This is a genomic window from Pseudarthrobacter sp. BRE9 (assembly GCF_031844305.1).
Classification (GTDB): domain Bacteria; phylum Actinomycetota; class Actinomycetes; order Actinomycetales; family Micrococcaceae; genus Arthrobacter.
In genome coordinates, this window is record NZ_JAUZUY010000002.1 from 65,887 (window position 1) to 82,891 (window position 17,005).

The window sequence follows — 17,005 nt, forward strand, 5'->3', positions numbered from 1 at the left end:
CAGAGTTGTTGTCCCAAGAAATACCGTCAGGACTTGCTGCAGCCAGGGCATAGTGCAGAGTGATCGGGGGCGTCGTGAAGTAGCTTATGCTGCCGGTCCAGACGTCAGAGTCATTTTGGATATCGCTCAGACTGCACACCGTGCGCTGAACTGATTGCCATCGATCCGGTGTCCACACGACTACGACTCGGTAGGCCCGAAGGTTCGGTAGGGTCTGTACTGTAACGTCGAATCCACGTTGAACGGCGCTCGAACCTGGAGTTCCAGTCGCTTGCTTCTTCACGGCGCTTAACAGGCGGACAACAATCATTTGAGATCCTTCAAATATGATGAGCAGCGGCTGATCGATTTCGTGTGTGGAAAGCGTGTGTCAGAGCCTCGTGCGGTGACTCTGAATTCGGCTCTTTCCCGCTCGGGAATTGGGACACTTCTTCCAGGGAAAAATTATGGGTCTCGAACCCGGTGGGAACCCTATTGTCTGGTCCTCTCCTTAGCTGCTCAGGGCCGAATACGTAGCGAGTTCGAGCGTAAGCCCGCGACGAATTCGGCGCGGTCTACCACGGCGACAACGTCGATTGCCCGGCCGTCCAGCTCGGGGTTGCGGTCGATTACCGCGCGCAGATCGAATTTTGTATCAAATGCCCCAGACGGCCCCGTCACGGTCTCGTCCACTACTACATCGCCCTCGGGTCCTCCCGTGATGACGATGAGCACGGGAGTTCCGGAGCCTCCGGGGCTGACGTCCCCGCCCACGGCAACTGAACCTTCACCGGATTCCGCCCAGATGCGCACGCTGCCGGTGAACTTGGCCTTGCATCGGGCGGTAAGCCCGCCTATGGGTGAGAGGAATTCGCCTGGCTCGATCCCATCTGCGGTCTCGGTGTAGCGTCGTTCGAGGAATCCGTCGATTTGCACATCAATCGCGGGCTGCTCGACGTACCGCCCGACGTCGTTGGGTGCCGCGACAATGACTTCGATGACTCGCTCGTCGTGTCCGTCGACCCAGACCCACTGGTGTGGGATCTGCGCCAGGTAACCCTTGGAACGCCCCGTGACCCGGGTGCGCAAGTGGATGCGCTGGCGATTGGCGGACGGGTTGCGAACCGCGACCGGAAAGGTAAGCGGATGCACCGGGCTCCCGGCCGACAGGTCGAACTCCGAGATGTTCTCCTGTGCTTGGTTATTGCCGCCAGTTATCTCTCCCAGCTGATGTGTTGCCGCGACTTTGAGGCAGGTGTGCTCACCGATCTGGGGCACCCACACCGTCGTTGCGTCAAAGAAGGAGCCGCTCGCGATGGAGTTCACGGTGGCTGTTTTGATTGGCGTCCAGCTGCCGTTGTCGCCCACACCTGGGGGTGTTACTGAGTAAAAAGTGACTAGGACGTTGGCTGCTGCATCTGTCCCGTCGTTGTGGATTCGGCAATAGAAGTCGTTCTTGGCCTTGACGAGCGGTTTGTCCCCGCTTCCCTGCGGTCGGCCCTCAGCGTCTAAGGGCTGGTCGTACACGCCGTCCTGTTTACGGTCGATCCAGACGTCCGGTGTCTGATAGCTGTCGTCCCACGGCTGGATGCGTAAGTCGAACTTGCCGTTGGGATCGTTCGGGATGTTTTGTGCCCACTCGATCTTCACCCTGCAGATCAGGGGCCATGCCTGGACGTTGTCGTTCACAACGGTGATCTTGAGGTCACGCAGCGGATCAACGCCGACGCCGCCGGTGCGCAATACGTTCGGGGCATGGGCAAGGGTGATGAAGCGGGTCTGCTGATTGTTATTGACCGAATCGAGCAGCACGCGTGTAACGATAACTCCGCCCTGGTTCGGGTTCGCCCCGCTGCCGAGAGGCAGATTCGGGTCGAAGACCAGACCGGTTGTGCCCGGGCGCTGCCGTACCTCGACGTAGTAGGCCAAGGAAGGTGTGACGATGATCTTCAGTACGTGATACCGACCCTGAACCGTGTTTTCGGTCGTGCCGTGTGCTTGCAACTCGACCTCCAGGACACGGGGATTACGGTCCCACTTGACCCGCCCGATGTTTGTCTGCCCTCCCAGGTTCTCGTCGTTGGGTTTTGCCGCGTGCGCGTCGGTGAACCAGCCCAGGTTCTCCATATTGGAGCCGCTGAACAGTGGGTGAAATGCGTCATGGGAGCCCATGATGTCGAAAGCCGCAGCGGTCGCCTCTGCCGGGTCGATAAGGTCGGACCCGTAGATGTCCTCGCCGAGGTGTGCTCCCGCCACGAACTTCGGGTCGATGATGTTGTGCCCGGTCTCGTGCGCGAGACGACCCCAGTCGGCGTCCTCGTTAATCGTCATATACGGGGTGTCCTTGCTGAGCGTCTCGTTGATGCTTAGCCCCGCCGCGGAGAAGGCGAATGTCTTGGCGCTCATGTTTCCCCACCCACGCGTGAACTTTCCGCCGGTGTAGCACGTCACGGCGATCATGTCAGGCTGCGCCGCGGCGATCTCGGTCTTATAGAGCTGGACTGCCTCAGCGACCAGCCGCGGGTTGTTCCAAAAATTGTTGTACATCTTGACGGTGCCGTCGGGGTTGGTTTGGGTCACAGGATTTCCAGAGGCGTCCGTCTCGAACTCTGCGTGGCCGTTCGTGTCGTAGATCGGGTTGCCGTTGGCATCGACCTTTTGCTTCAGCTCTGACGTCCAGTGGTAGTCCAGCAGATTGCCGCTGAGCGTCTTCCATCCCGCGGTCACCGCACCGCTGACCGCGCTCTTCGAGTAGCTCGCCTGCTCGTAGTACGTGGAGACCGAACCTCCGGGACCGTTCCAACGGTCGTCGATCGTTGTGCGCGTGCCCGTCGGCGGCGACGACAGATCGGCCGGGGTCACCAGCGCGACGAAGACCGCGCCGCCTGACTTCGGCAGACCCTGCTCGCCAAGCGCGGGGGCGGGGGCAATGTCTGCCAGCACGAGCGGCGGCCCGTCGTCGAAGTACCCCGGGCTCTCGTTCAAGGTGAACTTACCCGCATCGACCACATCGGGCCCGACCTCAACGATGACAGAGCCGTCCCGCGTATCGGGGTGCGTAAGCACACGCAGCCGGTGGTCCGAGTGCTCCAGGACCGTCGCTGGCGTACCCCCCACCGCAACGTTAACCGGCATCGCCCAGTCCCCGAACCCACTGCCCGAAAGTACCAACACGTCGCCACCGTGGCCGAGCAGAGGCGAGAAGTCTGTGACAACCGGTCCTGGCGGCACGGGGGAGAGATCGTAGACGATGACCTCCCGCAGGCCGCTGATTACCACCTGATCCCGCACCATTCCAATGCTTGCCGGCTGCACATCCCCTGCGTCGAACAGCACCGTCGTCACACCGGCCGAGTCGATCTGCTCCACTCTGCCACCTGTTCCGGGTTCCGCGTGCAGCAGCGTCATTTCGCTGTCGTCCGTCCAGGTGAGGCGGCCCGGGCTCTCGAACGAGCCTGTAAACGACGAGATCGATCCGCCCGAAACATCGACCGCGAGGATCTCGTTGGGACACGTGACGAAGGCAAGCGAGCCGTCAGCACGCGCGGCAAGGCCCACTCCGTTATGGAGCGCACCCGAAAGACGCGAGACATCGCCGGTCGCGGGTGCGATTTCGATGAGGCTTCCCTCCGGTCCCGTCTGCACTGCCCATACGGCAGTCCGCGCCTGAATCCAGGCGATCTGTGCGACCCCACCGAGATCTTTAGAGACGAGCTGGGGCGCCGAATTTGGCGATGACAGATTGAGCAGGTAAAGGCGGCCGTCCCGGATGGCGACGAACGCGGTGAGACCATCGCTGGTGATAGCAAGATCGACGGCGCCCCGCAGGTCGCGGGTCAGTGCCTGCACTGAGCGGTCCAAACCGAGGCTCGAGACTCGGCCCGAGATTTCCGCGACATAGAACCTGTCATCGATCGGGTTATAGCGGCATCCGCTAGTCGGGGTCAAACCGTCTGCAATCGTCAAACCCACAACCATTGCTGCCTCCTCATCCATCCGCGAATACTTCCAGGCCTGAACACATGTCCGGTCCGCCTAGCTCAAGGAGCGGGTCATTTGGCTCGCTCGTCCTGCAAGTGTCCAGCTGGTGTCGTTACTGTCGCGTTATTGAGTTTCAGCCGTCTGGTCGACGCTGTCCCTTGCGTTCTTGCAATGGACAAAGAGCCGTTCAGAATAGTGTGAACTTCCGTTTTGTTGACTTGGCTATTGATGTTCGCAGAAGATCCCACCCTGGCAGTCGGAGGGGAATGAAACTCGCGTGGGTAGCCCGAAAATAGTCCAAAGATCTGGACTATCCGCCCACAGGCCAAGTCCGCCCTCGTCACGTACCTCACGTCAGGTTGGGTGTGCTCTACCCTTACCCAGATGATCCTTGAATGAGGATTTCACGTGCTCTCATTAGTGGGCGGAGTTGCAGGGAATGTTAGGGATGCCGGTGGGCCGGTGTATTTGGGAGACCAACCAAAGTCGGTAAGGGCTGCTGAGCGGCGCCCGGCTCCGCATGCTCGATATCAGCTCGATCGAGCTTGCAGAAGCTTCCCTGCTGCGACCTCAGCAGGGATTTTCGGTACTCATGATAAGAAAATTCGCCCAAGGGAAATGCGCCATGCACCCCTGCAATAAGGATTAGTCGACACCCACAATCTTGAACGCCGAGCCGTTCAGGCGAACGGGCCTAGCCAGGATACTACCGTCCACGTCCAGCATTGTGACTGCCTGGCCGTCGGTTAGTAGGGGTGTCCCCCCTGTTGTGAAAACTGCAATCTCGTCAAAATAGACGATGCCAAAACGCGCCAGAGGATTTAGCGAAGGGTTGCCGCCGATATCGCGACTTATACCGACACTAACGCTCGTGGCGGGCGGAAATCCGGAATCGAAACGAAAATTTATTGTCTGCGTACTAGTCTCGTTCGCGAGAATGTAGCTGGCATCACCCGGCGGCTTTGGAGCTAGGCACATTACGGCGCTGATGACATCGCCGGGTTGAACTGGGAGCCCGACCGCCTCGACGCCGTTGGCACCGACCCTCGTTACATTTGCCGTGACGTTATGCGCCGTATCAATAGTCATTTCTACATGTACGTCGAGGAACCCAAGGCTAACGAAGGTGCGGAACCTGTTGGTCGCAAGCGGGGACGGTGTATACCGCAGGTTTGGTACGGTCCACGTGACTGCCAAGGACGTGCAATTTTCACCGGTGTCCAGTGAGTAGCCACAGGTTAATAGCGGCTGCAGGCGAAACACCTCGGGTTCCAATCTAGGTCTGTTGTGAGGAGTCGGGCTGAACTCCGCCTGCAGGTGCTGGAAGGTTCGATAGCGGCGTGCCCGCTGCTCCCAAAGCGCTGAAAGTCCCGCTTCCTTTTGGGGGTCGGGCCGCTGCGGGAGGCCGTACCGGAACAGGTCTTTGGGATGTGCGGCCAGCGGGTCGAAATCCTCGGGAGGTGGGGCGAGGTCGTGCTTCTTCTGGCTGGAGTTTTCCTCGCTGGTCACGCCGAGACCCTTTCCGGTAAGTGACTGTCCCGCCTCGGAGACGGAGTACCGGCGACGTCAGCGCGGCTCGTGCCCCTGAGTTTCGCGTAAGGGAAGGGGCTACGGCCGCTTCCAAATACCGGCGTAATGCCAGCTGTGCTTTTGTTCACGTTCGTCCTCCTCAACCTCTGTGCCCTTTCTACGAACTAGGACCTGGATGGGAAACCCTGCGGGATGCAGACGCCTCAAAAGTTAGGTCGATCGAAAGGGTTGTCCTCCGTGTGCAGCCCGCGCAGGGGTTGCCGCCGTTGCACGGGCACTGCATTTGCCTCCTATTAGAGCGGTTGTCCTTTCCTGAGAGTCATGGTCACAGTCGAGCCGACCTGTACACGTGTTCCAGGGAAAGGGTGTTGTCGAAACACAAAGTCTCCCGTCTCGTTGGTGAATTTAGGCACCAGGTCCTCCGCCCTTATACGCTCTGCCGCTCGGCCGGGAGGTAGATCCCGTACGAAGGGAACGACTCGAGTATTTGGGGTGACATAGTCAAGAGCCACATGGCACGCAGATCCCTGTTCCATCCGATCAATTTCTTGCAGCCATGTGCCGCCGGCGAAAAACTCTTGATCGGTAGTGAGATTTAAGGGGGTGGGAGGACGAAGACTGTCTGGGATGCTGCTAGGAAGGTCTGTAGCCAGTTCCGGGGGGAGGTATTTCCCTAGGAACATTGCCAATATAGCTAGGGCAGCAGCGGGGTATTCGGGACACGAGGATTTGGTTCCACAGTTCTGGGGGGAGCGGGGGAGGTAGTCCCAGTGATCGGCTTCCCTGAAATTTGCCTTGTGCTTAGGGGAAGGGATTGAGTTCCAGAAGGGCTCACTAATCATTGAAAAGACGTCATTGTCGCCCATGATGAAGAGCTTCGGTATAGTGAGCCCTCCAAGGAGCGGTGCTGCATTTCCTGCATCGTGCTGCCAGCCGGTGTGGAGCGAGGCGAGTGCTGCGACGCCGCCAAATGTGGTGGCGAACCGCGCGCCCAGCGCCCCTCCGTAAGAATGTCCGACGAATGCCGTGGACGGCGCCGGGAGGAGTACGTCCTTGTGCTCCCACGCGCTTCGAAGCCAAGTCACAAGCTGGTTCAACATGCCGGATGGCAGCAGGTCGGCGGTGGGAGCGGATGCTATGTCGAGAATTTGAGGAGCTGCAACAATATAGCCGCACCTTGCGAGGACCGCACCAAGCAACTCCCAGCTCTTATAGTGTTCGCTGCCGCCGCCTTGGCAGTGGCCGTGCAAGAAGACGACAAGGGGGTAGCGGCCGCACCCTTTTAGTAGTACCGGGCCATCCACAGCACCGTCAAGTGTCGGATAAAACAGCCGCAGAGGAGCAGGTGCCCCTTCGTTCGGACCGTACTCCTTGAATCCCCAAAATACGGGGCGCAAGGCGCAAGGCTGCCATCCAATAGGACATGTGAATCGTGGTTGTCGGGGGCCAGTGACCTCCGCGGCAGCTACTGGATCCTGATCAGGAAAAACTTCTTTCATTGTTCTTGTCACTCAAACTCGTAAGCATTCCGGCGCATAGCTAATACCCCTTAGCCCTCCACGACCTCATCGGCAAGCCGGGGGAGGGCGTTAATGTGCAACATATGTGCTGCTGCGTCACTGGCGCGTTACAGAAAAGGTGTCGCCGGACCCAGGGCCAGTTAAAGAGGCCTGTGGAATGGTTTCCGAGCCGCGCGGCGCGTACGCTGATGCCGCTAAACCGGAACTGTTCTACAAAAATTTGGTCAGCTTCGTGCAGGAACATCTCGCACCGTCCTACGGACGCAGCCTCAGCGGAACCGACCGAACCTGGTGCCCGTCGTGGTGGAAACACGAAGAAGCCATCAGTCGACTGGAAACATTATGGCGGTCCTGGGAATTCCTCCGCCTCGACGGCTCCACAGGCATGAGCATTTGGTGGCGCGACCACGCAGTCCACCACATGGGAGTCCTGCTATCCGCTGACGGCCCATTCAAAGGCTGCAAACCCGTCACCGGAGGCCACGCGACCAACAGCTCAAAGCTCTCCCGTGTGAGCGGCCCCCGAAGGACTCTTCTGAAGATCGCAGGCTTCCCGTACCAGACAGTGGGCCCTTAGCCGAGGTGATGGACCAGTAACGGAGCAGTAACGCTGAACGGAAACGATTGCTAGGAGGAGCCATGACGCTCGGAGCTATATCGGCCTTCAAGCCCATGGTGGGCGCGTCTCGTTTAGAAACGTGCAAATTAGGGAGGTCTAGGTGGTCACGGCCTACTTTAGCTCTGAAGCTTTCGCGTTATCGAGGTTTAGTGCTTGGGCGCAAATAGGTCAGACGCGGTGCTTCGAACTAAGGAGCAACAGTCGCAAGCTCTTGAAGAGGTGAGGCAGATGTCGCAGTCGAAAAGGAAGCTAGGCCTTTGGATGCCAGTGATAGCGGGGGCAATGGCGGTCAACCTGTTAGCCGCTTCATGCTCATCTCAAACAGACAACACTGGATCCTCTTCAGCGCCGACGCCGGAAACGTCAGGCAGCAATACTGGAGTCCAAACCCCTGCCCCATCGGGCACAGACACTCCGGACGCAGCGCTGAGGGTTCCAACAGAACTGATCAATAAGACCGTTGAGGATGCCAGCGCACAACTTTTGGCCGCCGGAATCCTCTTCACCACTCTCTTAGAGGAAGCTGAAGAATCTCAGGTCGGCAGGGTGGTCAGGGTGGATCCGGCTCCCGGAACAGTGCTCAGCGAAAATGACAGGATTCACCTGATAGTTGGAAAGACCAAAGACGAAACTCCCTCCACGCCAATCCGGCCTGGGGACCTTACTATTACAGGTGTCGAATTCATCAGGATACCGCCGAGTGCTAATTGCCAGATAATCGTCATTGTCTTCAACAATTTATTAAAGAGAGCAGATGGGATCAACGTCGTGGGTCATGTGCAGATGCGCGATCAAGATAGCTCCAGATTCACACTCGATTTCAGTCGCCATAATGGACTGCAGAATCTTGAACCGCAAACACAGCATCCAATCTACGGTGAAGTTACATTCGAACGTGGAGTCACTGCAAGTTATCAGTTCCAAGTTGTGCAAGGCGCCGAGGTAATTGACGAAGTGGCTGAACAACTGGCAACGTGTGAATGATTCAGATATGCCTACCCATTCGAGAAACTCAACCGTCGTACGTTAATGGGATCAGGGAGTGATGGCTTATGGAGCGGCGCCTTCCCGTCTCAGGGGGCGGACTGCCCAACCCCAGAGCGGGCTGGCAAGAAGACCCTTTAATGTTTTTTCTTGCATTCGCAGCGGCAACTACTTCAATTGCTGCCCTTCTACTCCATCTGGCTGGTTTCACTCGCATGCCTTACACCTTGTCCTTCGTCACACTCCCTGGGATGGTCATCTTGTTGGGCATTCGAATCCGGGCAGGCCATGCGGGACGTGACACAATAGTACAGCGGTTGAGTGCTGGATTCGTTGGTGGAATTCTTGGTCTTGGTGCCTACAACCTTGTCCGTTGGATTATTGGATTGATACTTGCAGCCGACTTGTCACCATTCTATTCCATTTATATTTTCGGATCTCTAATTACGGGACAAACGCCCGATTCAAGCCTTTCGATTCTTTTTGGCTGGGCGTATCACATAAGCAATGGAATAACTTTCGCGATCATCTATGCCCTATTTGCAGGAGCTGCGCGGTGGCACTACGGGCTTCTTTGGGGTCTGGCATTGGAGGTGGCAATGCTGGCAATTTATCCTTCCAGCACGCTCTTGCGGCCGCCTGCCCTGATGCCGTTTGTCACCATTAGTCTTGTTGCCCACGCGTCGTACGGCGTGGCTATTGGGCTTTATGTTCAGCGGCGATGCTCATTGCCAGCTAAAGCGGTACTGAGATGATTCAGAACCTGCGGCGCCTTTGGGGCTTCATTGCCTACGTCATACTTTTCGCATGGCTAGATTGGATGACCCATCGAAACGTGCCTTTTATTGTGTTCGTTGGAGGTGTGGTTATCCTTGGAGCACTATTTCGAGCACGAATCGGTCGTGCGATACAGGCGATTTCCCTAAGGGATACCTCAGGGTGGACAAATAGATTCGTGAACGGCTGGTTGGCGCTTCCTTGGAAGATACGAAGGACACTGGTGGCGCTGACGCCGCTTCTCTACTTTTTGCTCCGTGGCCAAGGCACTTCGGGAGCAGGAGGTGCCGTACTTTTAGGCGCCGCTGTTGTCGCCGTGCCAGTCATACTCATGGGTGAGCAGATAGACCGATCACTTCAGCACTACTACCTGCGACGAGACACCTTGGTCCCCCGGTGGCTTCGCTTGGTTCTAGCTCCGGCGGTGGCTATCGTTCTAGCCTTCACTATTGTGCACGGTTCAATTCTTGACTTACCTGCACTATTCGGTGGCGCTACATTGACGCCTCGGTCGCCAGTGGGGTTGGACGGACGCTTCTTCCTCGCCACTTTGATCGCTAGCGCGTGCTCGGTGCTGCTCATTCGCGAACGGGAGACCTCTTGATCAACACCTTCGGTGGCGCAACAGTCTCGCATCTCGTCAAGATGGCTGTCAGTGGTGTTCTGACTGCATTGTTCATCTTGTTAGTTGCGGATCCTGCTGCTGCCGACAACTGCGATATTTTCGTCTCCCCGCAGGATTGTCAAAACACTGGATGGACCATCGGCATCATCGCTACAGCAGGGGGCGCCGCGGCCGCGGCCATTGCCGCCGCCTCCAAGGGCAGCCCTAAGCCGAAGGTAAAAAAGAAAAAGTTTAAAAACTGCGGGGCGGCTAGTGACTGGCTCAATTCGGGCGTCGAGACTGGCAGTGCTGCGACGGGATTCACTCCCGTGCTTGGGAAGCCCCAGCTAGTAGGAAACAACGGTAACGGATACGAAGTGTCGGTAGACGTTACTTGGAAGTTGAACCCCAGTAAGACGGCCACGGTTATGGAAGTTCCTGAGTGGCCAAATATGTCCGAAGCAGACAAGGCAGCCGTACAGGACTACTCCGATGCGCTTCGAGCTCATGAAGAGGGCCACCATGAGCGAGCCATTGACTTCATGTCAAAAAACGGAAAAACGATCACAGGGGAGGGCAGCACCCGGAAGGAAGCCCAAGCGGACTTGCAGCGGAAAATTGATGAATACATGGCCGAGTCCAAAGACCAATTGGATGAAGTTTCAAAGTCTTACGATGAAACCACTGATCATGGCCGCAATCAATCTGCTGTAGGCGGTCATGACGTACGGCTGAACTGCCCCCCTGGCATTTCCTAGCAGTGCCATAAGAATTTGTGATGCAAATGGCCCTGCTTACCGCCCGCGCAACTACATGCTCATGAATTAGACGAACTCACCCAGCAGGTCCTAGGGCCGGCGAGAACGCACCCTCGACCCCCGTCTGGCCAAGCGGTTACTGCGACACACGCTTGGAAGTGTTCTGTTCGTCAGCGCCAAAATTTGAGCCCAACTCAAAGTCAGTTCCACCCCACCAGGCAGCTTCGAGTTTCCCCGCAGAACTTGAGCCGTCGTCCCGCCGCCCCGGTCGGGCGCACCCCTATGTTTGCGCTTCAAAGCTTGTCGGTTTTGAGGCTGGCTCACGCCCCCACGACTGCCTCTTTTGTGTGCCATCCACCGGTTAGACGACGGCATCAGTTGCTGCTGGATACGGGCTGCAACAACTCCGGTTCAACCCAATCTATGTTCCGGCTGGCACCAGCCACAAGCGTCAAACCCGGAGTTTCTCGCCTCCGCGGGTGTGTCGAAAAGAACAACTCGAAGTATTTCGTTGATTTGACAGTTGGCACTCCTTCGCGCCAGGTCATGAAATTCGTGAGTTGAATCATTTCCAATGATCCCGGCGCCACACCCTACCGCTGTAACGTTTCTTACCGGCGTTCCGAGGATCTGTCCGACCCTATCGAAAAGCCCTTCATCCCAAAGAGCTTCTGCATGATTGAACGGAAGCGTCTCGTGGGAGGCGCCAGCAAGTTGTGAGCTCCTCACGGTAACGCAAGAGTCACCCCTTCCCTCCACCTGTTCCTCAAAAAGTAGACCGTCCGGAACCGAGTCCAGTAACGGCGAAATGATCGGCAGCTCGCTGGCTTCCTCTGTCCAATCAAAGCGCACGTCTGGAAAGCCACCGGGAAGATAGCTCGAAAGGGTATACCTCCAGAAGAACAGGCCAGAGAACCTTACAGATGAACCGCCGAAAGTGTGGAAGTCAATCGAGGGTGTGTCCACGGGCATTGACAGACTGTTGAAAATCGGGTCGTTTGGCAGGAGTTGGCGGGCACCGGGCGTCACGTCGTACCAGTCAAAAATTCGATCAAGTGCATATCTGATCAGAAATTTTGGACTTAGAAAGTCGATCTCCGGAATGGGCAAGAAATTCCCCAGGAGAGCGTCTACCATGTCCCCAATTCTCCCTTTCGCCAAGGGGGCGTTGGTGGCGCCGTGCGGAGTTCCTACCGTAATCACCTTACTGATCCAGTCCGGTCCATCTTGTAAATGATCAGCGAGGTATCGACGAACGAGAATGCCCCCGCGACTGTGCGCCAGCACCACGACCCTCTTGTTCGCGAGAGGCCCCTGCAGGACCTGCTGCCTGATAAAGGGAATGATGTGAGACTCAAGCTGACGGAGCGGGACGTCGACGGTTTCCTGGTTACCGTCCTGGCTGTAGTTGATGACGGTATGACCCATGCCGCGGAGGACTCCGGCCCAACATCGGATATCCGAGCGCATGTCGGCTAGGGACGGAGGAAGGAGGAATCCGGTCGGAGGTGGAATGAAGTTGTCATTGTCGTGACGGTCTCGCGGCGTTCGATGCTGCCAATGGAGCCCTCGCCATTGCGGGTGTCTCCAATCATTGATACTTCCGCCAAGGCCGTGAAGCAGGAGCACTACTTCTCGATCACTGCGTCTAGCCTCAGGCGTAGAAGGATGTACTTGCAAATAACCGAATTCCCGCCCCAAGCTGGTCAATGGGGACCTCCTCCGGTTCGCAGGGACATAGCCTTCTTGAGGATAAGTGCGTGGCCGTTACTGGGCCGTTACTTGGCGACCAGTTCCTACCTTTCGACTGGTGGCTTCCCCCGGAGCTGTTAGGCCTCATGGTCCGGAACCTTGAAAAAAGCATCGGACGCGAATTGCAAATGGCACCCTGGAATCCGCAGTAACGCTGTAGTAACGCCACGTGAGATATGTGTCCTCCATAAGAATCCGCAACGGGGTTCTCAGCCGAGCCAGGAGGTTCGGGACTGCCCCCGGTTTTGTTGACTCCTTGACCTAGCGAGCTTGTGCTCGTGGAAGGATGTTGACCATGCCCACGGCTTATGGGGCGGAGTTCCGCCAGGATGTTATTGATGTGGCCCGCAAGGGCGAGGCGCCTTTGACGCAGATTGCGAAGGATTTCGGGCTGTCGGTCACGACGCTCAAGCGCTGGATTGCCATCGCCGAACGTAAGGAATCCGGGACCAGTCCGGCGACGGAGTCGGCCGAGATGCGCGAGCTGAAGAAGCGAAACCGCCTGTTGGAGCAGGAGAACGAGATTCTGCGCCGGGCAGCTGCCTATCTGGCCAGGGACATCAACCCAAAATGACCTACCCGCTGGTCGCGGATCTTGCCGCCGACGGTGTTCCCGTGGCGGTGACCTGCAGGGTGTTGGGATTCAGCAAGCAAGGCTACTACCGGTGGAAGGCGAACCCGGTGACGGAACGGGACTGGATCGATGCGCACCTGGTCAACGCCGCACTGGACATCCACGCCGACGATCCGGCGTTCGGGTACCGGTTCATCGCCGACGAGCTCCCGGAGAAGGGCATCACTGCGGGCGAGAACAGGGTCCAGCGCTTATGCAGGGACCACGGCATCTGGTCAGTGTTCTCGAAGAAACGGGGTCTGAACCGGAAACCGGGGCCACCGGTCCACGATGATCTGGTGGAGCGGGACTTCACCGCCGCGGCGCCGAACGAACTGTGGCTGACAGACATCACCGAGCACCCCACCGAAGAAGGGAAGCTCTACCTCTGCGCGGTGAAGGACGTCTACTCCGGCAGGATCGTCGGCTACTCGATGGACGCCCGGATGAAGTCCTCGCTGGCCGTCGCCGCACTGGAGAACGCAGCCCGGGCACGCCGCCCGGCAGGGACCGTGGTGCACTCCGACCGCGGGTCACAATTCCGGTCACGCCGGTTCGTCGAATCCCTCCGGCACCACGGGCTCACCGGCTCGATGGGCAGGGTCGGCGCGTGCGCCGACAACGCCGCCATGGAATCGTTCTTCTCACTGCTGCAGAAGAACGTCCTGGACCGTCAGCGGTGGCTCACCAGACAGGACCTCCGGCTGGCCATCACAACCTGGATCGAAAGAACCTACCACCGCCGGCGACGGCAAAGACGGCTGGGAAAACTCACGCCCATCGAATATGAAACAATCAACCGGACCGCGCTCACAGCGGCCTAAGACCCCGAGTCAACAAAAGCCGGGGCAGTCCCGTTTGCTTCTGCATAGGCCGAGTCACGATACTCGCTTGTCGACTTTCGTTCCACGGTAATCGCGCTCAGGGTTTCAAAACCCGCTGGCGCCTGGTGACTCCAGACGTCTGGCATTCTGAAGTCTCGTTGCGTACGGTGACGGCGGTTTCGACTTGGACGCCGGCGTTCTGGAACTTTTGTTCTGCTGGTCAAAGGCGTTTTTCTGTCGTCCAGCGCGACCGCCGCGGAGCCACGCACCATCGCTGCCGGTGTCGATCGACTCGGCGAAAACCCCCGAATGCCGCGCTACAAAAGCCCGTCAGACACGCGGCATAGAACCGCGGGGCGGGGCCGGATTGATTCATCTGATGCAATACGCAGAGTACTACTTGACATAAGGTCCAATATCAGCGCTTTAGGAGCCGTGTGACCCGAGAGCGCTTTCCTCCTTCCGCGACGGAGTTGGTGAACATTGCTTCACGTGTACGCTGACGTAAGCAGAGGGTCGTTGTCCACACCTCCGGCGTTGGATCGGGCTTTACAGGCCTTGGAGTGTTCAGGTTTCCGCATGTTTCCGGAGCTTGCAGTGTTTGCTAGGCCGGGAAAGCAGTTCGGGTCCCGCCTCGCGTAACTGTTCCTCTGCACAGGGGCGTGTTATCTTCTGGCGGTGCACAGAAGTTTATATGTGGGCCCTTTTTGCGCCTTTTTGGTGGTGACTTTTCAGGGTGCCGCGTTTCTCCTTCTGTTGAGTTGGTAGGGGTGGTGCCGCACTCTTCAGCTCCAACAAACGGTTCCGCTTCTTCAGGTCCCGCATTTCGACCGACTCTGCCGCCCCGATCCGAGCCGTGCGAACGGTTTCTAAGGAGGCCTGGCGTCTGCAGGCGTCTGAGAGAAGGCTCTCCCTAAAACAAGTAGGGGGATTGCTGCATTGACTTCCCTTTTGAATCTGAGGATCCTCGAACTTACATATTTGATGGAGTAAACCCTGCTGAGATCGGGTAGCCATGGGCATCGATGACTGTGGAATGTTTGAACTGGACCTCATGCGTGCCTGGCGGATTCGCCGGCAGGGAGAAGCAGTCCGTGTTGCTGCACGTCAGCAGCGTCTCATAGCAGCGCTGGCCGTCCGCGGCGCCAGTTTTAGAAATTACTTAGCGGGCGTACTGTGGCCGGAGTGCCCGGAAGCCAACGCGCTGGAAAGTCTGCGGATGGCGGTCCATTTGACGACAAGGCAATTACCGGGGCTGCTGGTCAAGGACGGAGCGCTTCTGTCCTTGGACAGGCGGGTTGATGTGGACCTGTATAGGGTGCGTGGGGCGCTGAAAAAAGCCCAAACAGGCAGTGGTGGCGCGTCAGACCTCCTGCAAGAGATCCGGGATGTGGACTTTCTCCCTGGGTGGTATGAGGACTGGGTGGTGTTTGAGCAGAGCCGGCTGCAACACGACCGACTTCGGGCGCTTATTGCGCTATCACAGCGGTTGGCTGCCTGTGAGAATTTCGAGGCTGCATCCGAAGCGGCGACCGCAGCTCTGGAAATCGAACCCTTGTACGAGGGCGCCGTCCGACTACTTGTTATGGCAGAGATGGCCCAAGGAAACGTTGCCTCTGCCTTTCTCGCTTACGAAAGGTATGAGGCACAACTGCACACGGACATTGGCGTCTCTCCATCTGAAGGTCTTCGACAGTTGATCCCTGATGGCGTTGGCCGCCATTCCCGCGTGCCAGCCAAGCAGCTAATTGCCCCCAGAGGCAGCAGTCTGAGCCAGGAGCCACTGCTTCACAACGCCTAGGACCTGGTCCGGATCAGCGGCATACACCGTCGTGTGCTCAGTGCCGGATGCAGACCCGTAAGTGATTCTGGCACGAAATCCAGACAGTTGAACAGGGTGTTCGTGCCACGTTCGTATCACGAGGGTGCCGCCGTCGGGAACGTCCGAATTCCCTTCTCGCCCGGCATCGGGTCCAGCTCCAACGTCGTCCATTCGCATGGTTCTCCAACTCTCCGCCAGCAAGCTACGTTTGCGGTGACGGCTAAATTCCAGCCAATCCGTCCTGTCAGCTGAGTCGTTTCCCTTGAATAGCAGTGAAACGAAGTGCCGAACGCCTCTCATCCTGCCGCACTGCAATCGGTAGCGGCCTGTCCTTTAGTAAAGATTCACGCAACCTTGAGCTTCGCTGCGCCCCGGGTTTCGGCAGGGCGACCGCTTGCATTCTGAAGGAGTAAGTCCCGTTTGCTTCGCGAGCAATTTCGAATTGTTCAGGTTGGTGCCGGTCGGCTCGCCGAGGACGGGCATTCCCTTGTCAAACCACATACTTCTGTGATCCTTCTTGGCCTCGGCGACGTACTTTCGTGGCAGCCGTCCTTATGGCGCGGAAGAGAAGGCGTTGACAGTGTCAACACCTTCGGCATTGGATCGGCTCGTACACCGGCCGGGACGGCCCGTATTCCGCATGTTTCCGCGGGTTCCAGTGTTTGCAGGGTCGGGAATGCAGTTCGAGTCCCACCTCGGGCACAGCATATCCCCTCGTCAGAGGCGCTTTTGCTTTGACGTGTTGACATAGCTTGTGGTCGCGTCGTCTGACGAGTTGGGCCGCGGGCTGTGGCCTGGCCGCCGCGATCGCCTATTCGGGTGTGTGTTGGGTGGCGGGTTCAGGACCCTGGCTGGTGAGTCCTCCGCCCGCTCTGGACTGGGGCTATGCGGTTCCTCGTTCCGGTTCTTTCGGGTAGGCCCGGGGTGGCCTACACCTATTCATGTGCCGGGGGAGCGGGGACGACATGACTTCGGAGATCCCGCTAAAGAGCGCCCCTGGCAGTCGGTCTTACGGCATGCCCCGCGAAGGTCGCGCCCCGAGGTTTGTCCTGCCAAAGAGGGTGTGGACAGTGTCCACACTTACGTCTGCTTTATTGGATGGCCGAGAGAACTCGAGACCGATGTCAGGCCGGGCCCCCAACATGTCGCCTTCGCATGCCCCTCCGCAGGTGCAAGAGGCAGTCAGGCCAACTCTCGCCTGCCGCCCGGTTGTCTCGAAATGCTAGGGAGGCGAGTTCAGAT

The 17,005-nt window shown here is 58.1% G+C and carries 10 protein-coding genes; 6 read left to right on the forward strand and 4 right to left on the reverse strand.

Going from position 1 to position 17,005, the window contains the following annotated elements; genetic code table 11:
* Positions 1-498: 498 nt before the first annotated feature.
* From Q9R31_RS05225 to Q9R31_RS20125, 3 genes are all read right to left on the reverse strand, one after another.
* Complete coding sequence (locus Q9R31_RS05225) at positions 499-3,975, reverse strand: IPT/TIG domain-containing protein (protein WP_311261695.1); 3,477 nt, start codon at positions 3,973-3,975, stop codon at positions 499-501.
* Between the two features lie 630 nt (positions 3,976-4,605).
* The gene (locus tag Q9R31_RS05230; protein WP_311261696.1) at positions 4,606-5,469 is read right to left on the reverse strand and encodes a G1 family glutamic endopeptidase; all 864 of its coding nucleotides are present in this window, start codon (positions 5,467-5,469) and stop codon (positions 4,606-4,608) included.
* A 314-nt stretch (positions 5,470-5,783) separates the two neighbouring features.
* A complete protein-coding gene (locus Q9R31_RS20125) occupies positions 5,784-6,989 on the reverse strand; it encodes a PASTA domain-containing protein (protein WP_397428205.1) in 1,206 nt (401 codons plus the stop codon).
* A 178-nt stretch (positions 6,990-7,167) separates the two neighbouring features.
* Between Q9R31_RS20125 and Q9R31_RS05235 the strand changes: the two genes are divergently transcribed.
* The 4 genes from Q9R31_RS05235 to Q9R31_RS05250 all read left to right on the forward strand — a co-directional run bounded on the left by Q9R31_RS05235 (position 7,168) and on the right by Q9R31_RS05250 (position 10,752).
* The gene (locus Q9R31_RS05235) at positions 7,168-7,587 is read left to right on the forward strand and encodes a DUF4913 domain-containing protein (RefSeq protein ID WP_311261697.1); all 420 of its coding nucleotides are present in this window, start codon (positions 7,168-7,170) and stop codon (positions 7,585-7,587) included.
* A 324-nt stretch (positions 7,588-7,911) separates the two neighbouring features.
* Positions 7,912-8,613 (forward strand): PASTA domain-containing protein, encoded by a 702-nt coding sequence (locus Q9R31_RS05240; protein WP_311261698.1) that lies wholly within the window; start codon positions 7,912-7,914, stop codon positions 8,611-8,613.
* A gap of 140 nt (positions 8,614-8,753) precedes the next feature.
* The gene (locus Q9R31_RS05245; RefSeq protein ID WP_311261699.1) at positions 8,754-9,368 is read left to right on the forward strand and encodes a DUF6789 family protein; all 615 of its coding nucleotides are present in this window, start codon (positions 8,754-8,756) and stop codon (positions 9,366-9,368) included.
* Positions 9,369-9,990: 622 nt separating this feature from the next.
* Entirely contained in the window at positions 9,991-10,752 is a 762-nt protein-coding gene (locus tag Q9R31_RS05250; protein ID WP_311261700.1) for a DUF922 domain-containing protein, read from the forward strand.
* Between the two features lie 411 nt (positions 10,753-11,163).
* On the opposite strand, the gene Q9R31_RS05255 is transcribed toward Q9R31_RS05250, so the two are convergent.
* Positions 11,164-12,381 (reverse strand): hypothetical protein, encoded by a 1,218-nt coding sequence (locus tag Q9R31_RS05255; protein ID WP_311261701.1) that lies wholly within the window; start codon positions 12,379-12,381, stop codon positions 11,164-11,166.
* A 418-nt stretch (positions 12,382-12,799) separates the two neighbouring features.
* Here Q9R31_RS05255 and Q9R31_RS05260 point away from each other — a divergent pair.
* Positions 12,800-13,941, forward strand: a protein-coding gene (locus tag Q9R31_RS05260) for an IS3 family transposase (protein WP_311261702.1) whose coding sequence is annotated in 2 segments (ribosomal slippage) — positions 12,800-13,073 and positions 13,073-13,941 — 1,143 coding nt in all. Because the reading frame shifts where the segments join, the coding sequence is not laid out codon by codon here.
* 1,015 nt (positions 13,942-14,956) lie between these two features.
* Positions 14,957-15,742, forward strand: a complete 786-nt coding sequence (locus Q9R31_RS05265; protein ID WP_311261703.1) for a BTAD domain-containing putative transcriptional regulator — start codon at positions 14,957-14,959, stop codon at positions 15,740-15,742.
* Positions 15,743-17,005: the final 1,263 nt, after the last annotated feature.